The sequence below is a fragment of the Gordonia sp. (in: high G+C Gram-positive bacteria) genome (genome assembly GCF_052106715.1).
Taxonomy (GTDB): domain Bacteria; phylum Actinomycetota; class Actinomycetes; order Mycobacteriales; family Mycobacteriaceae; genus Gordonia.
The window spans coordinates 1-11,872 of sequence record NZ_JBQEDL010000061.1 but is presented as its reverse complement, the minus strand read 5'-3'; the positions used below and the strand labels follow the sequence as shown (position 1 = coordinate 11,872).

Below are 11,872 nucleotides of genomic sequence, written 5' to 3'. Positions count from 1 at the left end.
GCGGCCCCTCAGGTCGTCGGTCGACTTCGCGGTCAGACCCTGGATGAACTCGGGAACGAAGACTGCCGGATCTTTAATCCGGTCCTGCAGCCACTTCACGTCGAACTGCCCGCGGAGCAGCCGGGGTAGATCAGGAATCATCTTCGAGGCGTTCACACCGAACAGCCAGAGGGCCAGAAACCCTGCACCGTAACCAGATCCGGGCGCGACGACATCGGCGACAATATCCGTCATCGGCGCCGCAGGGAAGATGGCTTTGAGACCGAGCGGCCGCTTTGCCGCAGCCTGCAACTGGTTGATCGCCGAGTAGGAGTAGCCGGACATTCCGAGCTCTCCGTTCGAGTACGACCTCTTGCGCGCCCAGTCGAGGACTTCGAGAGTGTCCTTCTGCTCGCGCGGACCGAACACATCCCACTTACCCTGTGACGTCCCGGTGCCACGTACGTCGACGACGATCTGCGTGTACCCGCTGCGGACGAGCTTCGGGTCGACCGAGAACGAGCTGACGAGACCGCCCTTGGCGACCTTGAGCAATTGTTCGGTGCCCGAGATCGGGGTGCCGGACAGATTGATGCTCGCGAAGAAATCGATCACCGGCTTCGACAGCCCCGGAATGTTGGTAGCCGCGGTGGCGATCATGCTGACCAGCTTGTTGTACGGCGTCATGTTGACTATGACCGGGTTGCGATCCGCCGTCGCCCGGCCCGACTTTCCGGCCGGTCTGTACACGTCGGCGCGTAGAACGGTGCCGTCGGACATCCGGATCGGGACACTCGGGGTCACGTGGACTCCGGCGTAGTGCTGCGGGCCGTCGTAGGTCTTCGTCCACTTCGGCGGGTTGATCCCGATCGATGCCGCATCTGCGGGAGGCGGAGCGAACAGGCCCACCGCGATTGCCGATACGGCGATCAACGCCAACAACCGACGGAAGAACCTGCTCATCCCGACCCCCAAGGTCTGATTTCTCGCTGTGAGCACAGCGTGACTCACAACGCCGTACCCAAGTCTTGTGATAGGGGTCGCAGAGTATTACTCGTCAGTAGGTTGTGTCAACAGAACGTCGATCGGACCGAACCGATCAGCCTGGCCGCCACGGGAACCCACGACAGACCAGGGACGAGTCGCGACATGTGAGCAACCGACTCGCCTAACCCTCCAGTTGGTGTCAGCAGGTGACGCCAACGAGAGGGTTAGACGATGCGTGGTGACGAACGATGTCCCGAGACTTCACACTGCGGAAGCGGAGGGATTTGAACCCCCGGTGGTTTTACCCACGCTCGCTTTCAAGGCGAGTGCATTCGGCCGCTCTGCCACGCTTCCATCGGACAGGATCAACGCCTGCCCGCACAGAAGGCTATCGCACGTCGGTCGCGCCCGTGCCCACCGGCCGGATCGGTGGAAGACTGGATTCATGCGCGCCATCCCCGAATCACAGAGCCTGGACATAGTCGACCTCCCCGACCCCGAGCCGGCGCCCGGCGAGGTGATCATCGACGTCGCGGCCGCCGGGGTCAACCGCGCCGACATCATGCAGCGCGCGGGGAAGTACCCGCCGCCACCCGGAGCGTCGAACGTCTTCGGCCTCGAGGCGTCCGGCACGATCTCGGCAATCGGCGACGACGTGTCCGGCTGGTCAGTCGGCGACGAAGTCTGCGCGCTCCTCGCGGGCGGAGGCTATGCAGAGAAGGTCGCCGTTCCCGTCGCGCAACTGATGCCCGTCCCACGTAGCGTCGACCTCGTCTCGGCTGCCGCGCTCCCGGAAGTGTCGTGCACAGTGATGTCGAACGTCGTCATGACCGGCCACCTGTCACCCAGCGAACTCCTTCTAGTTCACGGCGGCAGCAGCGGAATCGGCACGCACGCCATCCAACTCGCGCACGCGCTGGGCGCACGGGTAGCCGTCACCGCACGCAACCAGGCCAAACTCGAACGCTGCCGCGAACTCGGCGCAGAAATCCTCATCGACTACACGACGCAGGACTTCGACGCGGTCGTCGGCGAGAACGGCGGAGCCGACGTCATCCTCGACATCATCGGAGCCAAGTACCTCGGCGCCAACGTCACAGCACTCGCACCCGGCGGACGCCTCGTCATCATCGGCATGCAAGGCGGCGTGAAGGGCGAACTCAATATCGGGGCGCTCATGGCCAAACGAGCCGCCGTCATCGGGACCACACTGCGCGCACGCCCGGTCGCCGGGGCCGGATCCAAAGCCATGATCGTCACCGAGACCGTCGCGAGAACCTGGCCACTTGTCGAGAGCGGCGACGTCGCGCCGATCATCGACTCGACGTTCCGGCTCGACGACGCGGCAGCCGCGCACGAACGCCTGAACTCCGGGGACACCGTCGGCAAGGTGCTTTTGACGATGGAGTGAGCAGCGCGACCCGCGAGGCGCTACAGACCTTCGCGGACGATCCGTTCACCGATCCTGCCGAAGGTGCGGCACAAGGTGTCGAACTCTTCGGCGGACAGGGAATCGATCACGAGGCGACGAACGGCGCGGTCACGCTCGTCGAGGATCGGCTGCACCATCTCACGCCCAGCGTCGGTGATGGTCACCCATTTCTGGCGGGCGTCGTAGTCGACGTTCTCCAGACGGGCGACGTAGCCGTTCGCAATGAACCGAGCCACCTGCCGAGACACCGTACTCAACGGGATCTGCGTCGCTTCGGCGAGATCACTGATCCGCAACCCCTCCGCAGACGACAACACCTCGAGCACTCGCCAGTCGGCACTGGTCAACGCCGCCGACGAATCGATCTGGTTGAACAGGGCCCGATACAGGACCCACCCTCCAGTGACGAACTGCTGCCACAGATCACGCTCGGCGCCATCGAGAACGCGCGCAAGCCCCCCATCGACTTCATTTCGTCGCAACACCCGAAGTACCCTTCCGCCCCGACCACTCCACACTTTCAGGTGCAACGATACGGTCGATCATCCGATCCGACCCAATCGAAGTGGCGGTCGACACGCGCAATCATCCGAACGAGCCAAGCACCCGCGCCACCTGGTCCATCTCGTACGGCGTGGAGTAGACACCGAGCCCGACTGTGACCGCACCGTCGGCGTCGGACACTCCGATCGCCTCCAATGCACGGCTCGGAACATCGTGTAGCGCGCTGATTCCATTGTCGTTCAAGCGACTTACGACCTTCTCGGCACTGACACCGCCCACCAGGAAGCTCACAAGCGGAACCCTGTGCGTGTCAGCGCCGATCACGTGGACGTGCCCCAGATTGTCCAACGCGTTCACCAGATAGAAGGTAAGACGCTGCAGATATTCGTATGCACCGTCCATCGACGTCATCAGCCGGCGGCGACGATCGCCGGTTGCCGCCGAGTCGAGACCGGCGAGTACCTCGACCGATGCGACGAGGCCGGCAAGCCATGCGGTGGGCGTCGGGGACGGCTCGAGTCGCGCGGGACCGATCGCGTGCGGATCCATCGACACGTTGGTCAACGACTCCATGCGGCCACGATCGGCGAACACCATCGCCGACATCCGCGGACCGCCCCACCGTTCGGCACTCACCAGAGTCACGTCCGCGCCCATCTCGCTCATCGACAACGGGACGAACGGCGCGGCGCTCGTCGCGTCCACCACCATCAGGGCGCCTGCGGCACGCGCGTGCCCGGCGATCTGCCCGATGTCGGTGATCGCACCCGTCGTCGACGACGCCAACGCGACCGACACGACGCTCGTGCGGTCGGTGATCAACTCAGCGAACTGCCACGGCGGCAGCGAACCGTCCTCGATGTCGACCTGCGCCCACCGGACGGGAGTCCCATGCCTGGCCGCACCACGCAGCCACGGGACGACGCTCTCCTCATCGTCGAGAACCGACAGGACCACGCCGTCGCCGATCCACGACGTCACCGACAACGATTCGACCAGCGCCGACACCAGCGCACCGCGCGACGGGCCGAACACGACGCACGACGGATCGGCGTCGAGGAGGTCGGCGATCGCCTGACGCGCCCGTGCCGTCGTCGCAGCAGCCTCCTGCGACTGCCGGGACAGCCCGCCGCCGAGGACCGGGTACGACCGAACTCCCCGCGAGATCGCCGACGCGACCGCATCCGGTATCTGCATTCCTCGCTGCGAATCGAGATGGATCCAACCGTCACCCAGGGCGGGGAACAAGCCTCTCACGGAGGCGATGTCGAACGGCATGGCCACAACGATAGACACCTGTCTCGCACCGATCACGTCAGGACGACGACGCACGCGGCACAATGGAGACCATGCTTCCCGAGATGTTCGGCACAACAGGCCCCGGCAACCCGCTGTCGTCCGACCCGTCGGCGACACCAGACGTACCAGCCGTCGAGTTCGCCGCCGCCAGCGGCGACGACAGTGACGCGTCGTCGAATCCGGTGGCAGGCATGGTGGAACAGCCCGCCAAGGTGATGCGCATCGGCACCATGATCAAACAACTCTTAGAAGAGGTGCGGGCAGCTCCCCTCGACGACGCTAGCCGCACTCGCCTCGCGGACATTCACCGCACGTCGATCGCCGAACTCCAGGACGGACTCGCCCCCGACCTGCGCGAGGAGCTCGACCGATTGGCCCTGCCGTTCTCCGACGAGCAGGCGCCGTCAGACGCCGAACTGCGTATCGCACAGGCACAGCTCGTCGGATGGCTTGAAGGCGTCTTCCACGGAATCCAGACGGCGTTGTTCGCCCAGCAGATGGCTGCCCGCGGCCAACTCGAGCAGATGCGACAGGGCGTACTGCCGCCCGGAGCCGGTGACATGTCCGACAACCACAGCACCGGTCAATATCTGTGACCCGCCGGTATGCTGTTGCGTTGTGTCAGCCGTAGCCAATGACGGCGGAGTAGCCGGTCGGAGCATTCCGCCGCCCCCGCCCACCTCGGATTCGCGAACGTTCGCACGGGGCATCCAGGATCTCGTCGAGGGTTTCCGAACCTCCGAACTCTGGCTGCACCTGGGCTGGACGGACATCAAACAGCGCTACAAGCGTTCAGTCCTCGGGCCGCTGTGGATCACCATTGCGACCGGTGTCACCGCCGTCGCGATGGGCATTCTCTACGGCGAACTGTTCCACCAGGACATCAAGACGTTCCTACCGTACGTGCTGCTCGGGTTCATCTTCTGGGGCTTCATCGAGACATCGATCCTCGACGGATCGGTCGTATTCTCGACCAACGAAGGTCTCATCAAACAGATACCTGCGCCGATCAGCGTGCACGTGTATCGCGTGGTCTGGCGGAGCATCATCATCTTCGCGCACAATATCGTGATCTACGCGATCGTGTTCGCGGTGTTCCCGCAGGACATCGACTGGTCTGCACTGCTCGTCGTCCCCGCAATCGCACTCTTCGCGTTGAACGCGACCTGGGCAACGATAGTCTTCGGGATCCTCTCGACCCGCTTCCGCGACATCGGCCAACTACTGACCACAGCCGTGCGACTGGTGTTCTTCATGACACCGATCATCTGGTCGGCAGACACCCTCGACGCCGTCGGCAGCGAAGGGTCGAGTCGGATGAAGCTCGTCGAGCTCAACCCGATGTTCCACTACCTGGAGATCGCCCGCGGACCACTCCTCGGCAAGCATGTCGAGTTCTACCACTGGGGCATCGTGCTCGGTTGCACCGCGCTCGGGTGCGCCGCCGCGCTCATGGTGATGCGCAACTACCGCGCCCGCGTGGCGTACTGGGTTTAGGAGACATCCGTGCCAGAGAACACCGACATCCGCGTCGACACCTGGGACGCGTGCGTCGACTTCCCGATCTTCGACGCCAAGACACGTTCACTGAAGAAGGCCGTCATCGGTGCGGCGGGCGGCGTCATCGGGTCGAACGGGTCCAAGACCGTCGTCGTCGAGGCGATTCGCGACATCAACCTACACCTGGAGCACGGCGACCGCGTCGGCCTCGTGGGCCACAACGGTGCGGGCAAGTCGACCCTGCTGCGCCTGTTGTCCGGGATATACGAGCCGACCCGCGGCTCCTGCAAGGTCCGCGGTCGCGTCGCACCCGTTTTCGACCTCGGCGTCGGCATGGACCCGGAGATCTCCGGCTACGAGAACATTCTGATCCGCGGAATGTTCCTGGGCATGAGCCGCAAGGAGATGCTCAAGAAGACCGATGAGATCGCGGAGTTCTCCGAGCTGGGCGACTATCTGTCGATGCCGCTGCGCACCTACTCGAACGGTATGCGGGTGCGCCTGGCATTGGGCGTCGTCACCAGCATCGACCCCGAGATCCTCATCCTCGACGAGGGTATCGGCGCCGTAGACGCGGAGTTCATGAAGAAGGCCCGCGTGCGGCTGCAGGCGCTCGTCGAACGCTCCGGCATCCTCGTGTTCGCCAGCCATTCCAACGAGTTTCTCGCCCAACTGTGCGATCGCGCGCTGTGGATCGACCACGGCCAGATCCGGATGGACGGCGGCATCGAAGAAGTCGTCCAGTCCTATCAGGGCCCCGACGCGGCAGCCCAGGTCCGCAAGGTCCTCGCCGAGAACGGCGGCGTCGCCCAGTGAACGGAATCAGGCAATGAGCAGTGTCGTCGCGGTCGTCGTGACGCATCGCCGCCCCGAACTCCTCGCCGAATCATTGAGAGTCGTCGCAGGCCAGGGCCGGTCGGTGGACCACTTGATCGTCGTCGACAACGACGACGACCCGGCCGTCGGCGCGCTCGTCGATGGCCAACCGGTCCCGACCACCTACCTTCCGTCCAAGCACAATCTCGGTGGCGCAGGCGGATTCGCGCTCGGGATGCTGCACGCGCTCGCGCTCGGCGCCGACTGGGTGTGGTGTGCCGACGACGACGGGCGCCCCGAAGGCCCCGCGGTGCTGTCGACCCTGCTCGATTGCGCCGACCGCCACCGCCTCGGACAGGTGTCACCGGTCGTGGTGAACATCGATGACCCGGACGCCCTCGCGTTCCCGCTCCGTCGCGGGCTCGTCTGGCGACGTAAGCGGTCGGAACTGTTCGCCCCCGGCGAGTCATCGTCGGACGATCTGCTGCCCGGCATCGCGTCGCTGATGAACGGCGCGCTGTTCTCCGCCGACACAATCGAACAGATCGGCGTCCCCGACCTGCGGCTGTTCTTCCGCGGCGACGAAGTGGAGATGCATCGTCGCCTCGCACGGTCGGGCATCGACTTCGGCACCTGTCTGAGGACCGCGTACCTGCACCCGGACGGGAGTGACGAGTTCCGCCCGATCCTCGGCGGCCGTATGCACACCCAGTATCCCGACAACGAGGTGAAGCGGTACTTCACCTATCGCAACCGCGGCTACCTGATGAGCCAACCCGGGATGCGCAAGCTCCTGCCCCAGGAGTACGCGCGCTTCGCATGGTTCTTCCTCGTCCAGCGCCGCGACGTCGCTGGCCTCCGCGAGTGGATGCGTCTGCGCAGGCTGGGCCGAGCCGAACGTTTCACACGGCCGTAGCGTCGATCGCTTCCGCAGAACTAGAACGTGTTCTACCCTGGGTGTCATGCGATTCACCTTTGCCGAAGCGATGACCGATGTCAGCTACTACGCGCCGCTCGCGCAGGCCGCCGAGAAGGCCGGCTTCGCAGGCATGACGATCCCCGACTCGATCGCGTACCCCGAGGAGTCGGACTCCGTCTACCCGTACACACCAGACGGCAAACGAGAATTCTTGGACGACAAAGACTTCATCGAACCGTTCATTCATGCGGCCGCCCTCGGAGCGGTCACGTCGACGCTGCGCTTTCTCCCGTTCGTCCTCAAACTGCCGATCCGCCCACCCGCCCTCGTCGCCAAACAGGCCTCCTCGGTCGCCTGCCTCACGAACAACCGGCTCTCGCTCGGCGTCGGAACCAGCCCGTGGGCCGAGGATTACGACATCATGGGCGTGGACTTCAAACGCCGCGGTAAGCGGATGAACGAGTGCATGGACATCATCCGCGGCCTCACCGCCGGCGGATACTTCGAGTTCCACGGCGAGTTCTACGACATTCCGCGCATCAAGATGTCGCCGACACCGACTCAGCCGGTACCGCTGCTCGTCGGCGGTCACGCCGATCCGGCACTGCGGCGCGCCGTGATTCGCGGCGACGGCTGGATGCACGGCGGCGGTCCAGGCGAGGAACTCGACGACCTCCTGGACAAGATCACCGCGATCCGCAAGGCGGAGGGCAAGGAGAACGACCCGTTCGAGATCCATGTGATCTCGATGGACGCGTACACCGTCGACGGCTGCCGACGCCTCGAGGACAAGGGCATCACCGATGTGATCGTCGGCTTCCGCCTCCCGTACATCCTCGGCGAGGACACCGAACCCCTGGAAAAGAAGATCGAGCACCTCGACTGGTACGGCGAGAACGTGATCGCGAAGGTCAACGACGGGCGATAACACGGACGCACGGTGTCCCGGTCCGTTACCGCTCGGTAGGATGGGTATCCATGACTAGCAGTGGAACCGAACGCACCAAGGCCATCGAAGCAGAGATCGGCAAGGTGTTCACCACTTCGGACTACTACGAGGTCGGCCGCGAGAAGATCCGTGAGTTCGCGCGCGCACTGCACGACGACAACCCCGTCCACTGGGATGATGCCAAATCGGCTGAGGCAGGCCATGATCGGCTCCTTGCGCCCCTGACGATCGTCGTGCTCGACGGCACCAAGGCGCAGGCCCAGCTGTTCGAGCAGAGCATCCCAGGCAACCCGTTGAAGTCTGGTGTCCTCCAGGTGGAGCAGCGGTTCGTGTTCCACAAGCCGATCACCGCGGGCGACCGCCTGAAGTCGGACGTGTCCCTGGACTCGTACAAGTCCGTCGCGGGCGCCGACCTGTTCACCGGCAAGACCGTGATCCGCGACCTCGACAAAGGCGTCATGCAGGAGTCGTGGACCACACTCGCCGGACCGGGCGAGACGGGCGACGGCCTGTCCGACGAGTTCCAGAACCTCGTCGACAAGGTGATGTTCTCACCGACCGCGTCCCACATCCTGCCGCTGGTCCCGACCGAAGCCGCCGAGATCCCCGACGACGTCCCGCATTCCTTCGGCGCGATCGCGTTCGACTCGGTGACCGAAGGGCAGGAGATTCCGCCGCGCACCCAGCGGTTCACCCGCGGCGACCTCGTCAACTATGTCGGCGTCGCTGGCGACCCGAATCCGATCCACCACAGCGACGAACTCGCGAAAGCGGCGAAGCTGGACACCTGCGTCGCACAGGGCATGCTGACGCTCGGTACTGCCGCAGGCTATCTGACGTCCTTCGTCGGCGACCCGGCCGCGTTCCGTGAGCTCAACGCCCGGTTCTCGAGCGCGGTCTACGTGCCGCCGACCGAGCCGGCCGTCGTCGTGTACACGGCGAAGATCAAGACACTCTACCCGGAGACCAAGCGCGGACTGATCACGTTCGGTGCCACAGTGAACGGCAAGCGCGTGTTCGGCAAGTGCACCGCGCTGGTTCAGTTCTCCTGAGCCGACACGGGTACGCCGTCCGAAAGGAGGGTCCTGCATATCCGCGGCCCAGGCGCTAGTTTGAACCGATGTTCGGGATACTCCAGCCCTGTCGGCATGTGCTCGACGATCTGCGCGATGAGTGGCGAGCACACATGTGCGGGCTGTGCCTGTCGTTGCGCGACGGCCATGGGCAGGCGGCCCGTCTCACCACGAACACCGACGCCGTCATGGTCTCGGTACTGACTGCGGCTCAGCGTGATGCGTCTGCGATCACACGGACCGCGGGTCCGTGTGCGTTCCGCAGCATGCGACGCGCCGACGTCGTGACGTCCACCGATCCGGGGATCCGCTTGGCTACGTCGGCGTCGCTGACCCTGGCCACAGCCAAAGCCAACGACGTCGTCGCCGAACAGCGTCTCGCTCTCGCGCCCGCCGCACCCGCACGAGGTCACGCAGCGCGAGCCACCGGGCGCGCACTACACCGCAAGGCCACTCGCACCGGAGACGTCCTCGACGTCACAAATGTGCTGACCTCGCTCGACCGACAAACCGACCTCGAATCGACGTCGAGCGATCTTGACGCCCTGACCGGGCCAACGGCCGACGCGTGCGTGACGGTGTTCTCCTCGAGCGCCGACCTCGCGGACGTCCCCGACAATAGACAGGCGCTGGCCGACATCGGGTCCGAGTACGGTCGTCTCGCACATCTGCTCGACGCGATCGACGACCGAGCGGACGACGACGCAGGCGGGGCGTTCAACCCGCTGACCGCCACCCGTACCAGTGACACCGAGGCCCTCGCCCGGGCACAACTGTCCGCCGACCGGATCGCCGAGCGATACCGCGACCTCGTACTGCACGACGACCGCCTATTGAAAGCGCTGCTCATCGACGGTATAGCGCAGGCCGTACGACGACGCCGCCGCGCAGGCGAACGTCGGGAGATCGCGGCGATCGGCGCAGGCCGACAGACCTGGCCGCCCCACCCGCCTGCCGATTGGCCCGGAGGCACACCGTATCCACCTCCGTTCCCGCCGGACCGATCGTGGTACCGACGCATCCTTCCGTTCACGGGTGTAACGTTCTGCGGTCCAGCCCTGTGCACCGACCATTGGAACCACTGTTCGGACAAGTACAAGGCGCCCCTCGCCGATTGCGGGGACTGCTGCGATTGTTGTGACTGCCCCTGAGTGTCACCCGAGTGCACCCGCGACGACGCCGACGACGACGGCGAGGAGCAGCCCCCGCAGTTGGGCGGAGAGCAGCGTTGGCTGAAAGGCAGCCCCGGTCATCAGCGGCTCGATAACCATCGGTGCATCGAACGGGAGCGGAGGCCGTGTGGCACGACGGAGTACGGACATGATTGTGCCGACGATCAGGAACGCGCAGGCGAACAGACTCACCGACGAAGCCGCAGCGACCGCTGCTGCAGACACGAGGGTGGCGATCGTGGGCACCACACAGTGCCAACGCCGCAGGTATCTGTCGGAGACGCCGAACGATCTCGCTAGCACCGGATCGGAAACCGACGTCAGGCCGCCTGCCGTCGCGACCCCCGCCGACCACACTGCGAGTGTCGATATCAGCAACGGAACGGCGTGGAAGTCAACGAGTATCGAAACCGCGATGCCGACCGCCGTCCAGCACAGCCACCGAACCACCGCCTCTGGGTGCCGTCTGAGCCGACGGAGGTCCATCCGGACGAACGCGCCTTCCGCTGTCCGATGAAGCCTCCCTGACTTAGAAGCGGTGTGGCGCTGCCATCTCGTGATTCGAGCATCTGCGATCCAACTTGCGTCCATCATGCTGATCCCGAGCCCTACCGCGGCGGCGAATCCGTCGCGCGGTGCGAACGTCCGCTGGTGTAACCGCTCCGGGGACAACCGCCCGAAGCGCGGGAATCCTCTTGCGCCCACGCTGCGGTCCCCGAGGAGTTGCGCAATGTACGCGGCACAGACGGCGATGAGACCAAACGCCCCGCCGAGGGCCAGCAGGATGGTAGCCGATTCGGGTACCAGCAGTGAGAGCGCTCCATGGATTGCGACGTCCGCCATGACGGCACAACCGACCGCGACCGCCAGTCGTCGCCTCAGCGGTCGGTGCCTTGACGCGGAACCGGAGAGCTCCCACTTCAACACCGCCCGGTCGACCCGGACCGGCCCCCACGTCGCCGCGAACCGCCCGACGATGAGAGCCGTCGCCAACACGAACGCCGCGATGACCGCGCCCCGGTGATCGTCGAAGATCGCCGACGTCTCCGCGAACTTCGCCACGTTCGACGGTTCGAATACCCACACCGCCACCCCCCCCGCCGACCCCGACCATCAGCAACAGGTCGACAGCCGACACATTGTTGCGCCGTATCCAGTCCTCGCCGCGTCTCACGATGCAAGGTCCACAACAAGGTCTGCGCAACGCTCTACGAGATCACGGCTGTGCGTCGCGACCAGGAC

The 11,872-nt window shown here is 65.1% G+C and carries 12 protein-coding genes and 1 tRNA gene; 8 read left to right on the top strand and 5 right to left on the bottom strand.

Translation table 11 applies throughout. The annotated features are described in order from the left end of the window. Both ACTIMF_RS18535 and ACTIMF_RS18530 read right to left on the bottom strand, forming a co-directional pair. The coding region (locus tag ACTIMF_RS18535; RefSeq protein ID WP_442351756.1) for a CocE/NonD family hydrolase at positions 1-942 on the bottom strand (942 nt) is incomplete at its 3' end. 293 nt (positions 943-1,235) lie between these two features. Next, a tRNA-Ser gene (locus ACTIMF_RS18530) sits at positions 1,236-1,320 on the bottom strand. Positions 1,321-1,411: 91 nt separating this feature from the next. Here ACTIMF_RS18530 and ACTIMF_RS18525 point away from each other — a divergent pair. Next, positions 1,412-2,377 (top strand): NAD(P)H-quinone oxidoreductase, encoded by a 966-nt coding sequence (locus ACTIMF_RS18525; RefSeq protein ID WP_442351755.1) that lies wholly within the window; start codon positions 1,412-1,414, stop codon positions 2,375-2,377. 20 nt (positions 2,378-2,397) lie between these two features. Here ACTIMF_RS18525 and ACTIMF_RS18520 read toward each other — a convergent pair whose 3' ends face one another. Together ACTIMF_RS18520 and ACTIMF_RS18515 are read right to left on the bottom strand one after the other, a co-directional pair. Next, a complete protein-coding gene (locus tag ACTIMF_RS18520) occupies positions 2,398-2,883 on the bottom strand; it encodes a MarR family winged helix-turn-helix transcriptional regulator (protein WP_442351754.1) in 486 nt (161 codons plus the stop codon). Between the two features lie 100 nt (positions 2,884-2,983). Then, positions 2,984-4,180 carry an aminotransferase class V-fold PLP-dependent enzyme gene (locus tag ACTIMF_RS18515; protein ID WP_442351753.1) on the bottom strand — a complete coding sequence of 399 codons (1,197 nt, stop codon included), beginning with the start codon at positions 4,178-4,180 and terminating at the stop codon, positions 2,984-2,986. A gap of 62 nt (positions 4,181-4,242) precedes the next feature. Between ACTIMF_RS18515 and ACTIMF_RS18510 the strand changes: the two genes are divergently transcribed. The 7 genes from ACTIMF_RS18510 (at position 4,243) to ACTIMF_RS18480 (ending at position 10,609) form a co-directional block, all read left to right on the top strand. Next, positions 4,243-4,797 carry a bacterial proteasome activator family protein gene (locus ACTIMF_RS18510; RefSeq protein WP_442351752.1) on the top strand — a complete coding sequence of 185 codons (555 nt, stop codon included), beginning with the start codon at positions 4,243-4,245 and terminating at the stop codon, positions 4,795-4,797. A 22-nt stretch (positions 4,798-4,819) separates the two neighbouring features. Beyond that, positions 4,820-5,698 (top strand): galactan export ABC transporter permease subunit Wzm/RfbD, encoded by an 879-nt coding sequence (gene wzm, locus ACTIMF_RS18505; RefSeq protein WP_442351751.1) that lies wholly within the window; start codon positions 4,820-4,822, stop codon positions 5,696-5,698. A 9-nt stretch (positions 5,699-5,707) separates the two neighbouring features. After that, entirely contained in the window at positions 5,708-6,517 is an 810-nt protein-coding gene (gene wzt / locus ACTIMF_RS18500; protein WP_442351750.1) for a galactan export ABC transporter ATP-binding subunit Wzt/RfbE, read from the top strand. A gap of 13 nt (positions 6,518-6,530) precedes the next feature. Next, entirely contained in the window at positions 6,531-7,433 is a 903-nt protein-coding gene (gene glfT1 / locus ACTIMF_RS18495) for a galactofuranosyltransferase GlfT1 (RefSeq protein ID WP_442351749.1), read from the top strand. Positions 7,434-7,479: 46 nt separating this feature from the next. After that, entirely contained in the window at positions 7,480-8,364 is an 885-nt protein-coding gene (locus tag ACTIMF_RS18490) for a TIGR03619 family F420-dependent LLM class oxidoreductase (protein ID WP_442351748.1), read from the top strand. Between the two features lie 50 nt (positions 8,365-8,414). Then, positions 8,415-9,437 carry a fused (3R)-hydroxyacyl-ACP dehydratase subunits HadA/HadB gene (locus ACTIMF_RS18485; RefSeq protein ID WP_442351747.1) on the top strand — a complete coding sequence of 341 codons (1,023 nt, stop codon included), beginning with the start codon at positions 8,415-8,417 and terminating at the stop codon, positions 9,435-9,437. A 68-nt stretch (positions 9,438-9,505) separates the two neighbouring features. Continuing rightward, the gene (locus ACTIMF_RS18480) at positions 9,506-10,609 is read left to right on the top strand and encodes a DUF5685 family protein (RefSeq protein ID WP_442351746.1); all 1,104 of its coding nucleotides are present in this window, start codon (positions 9,506-9,508) and stop codon (positions 10,607-10,609) included. A gap of 3 nt (positions 10,610-10,612) precedes the next feature. Here ACTIMF_RS18480 and ACTIMF_RS18475 read toward each other — a convergent pair whose 3' ends face one another. Continuing rightward, complete coding sequence (locus ACTIMF_RS18475; protein ID WP_442351745.1) at positions 10,613-11,716, bottom strand: DUF6297 family protein; 1,104 nt, start codon at positions 11,714-11,716, stop codon at positions 10,613-10,615. Positions 11,717-11,872 lie beyond the last annotated feature (156 nt).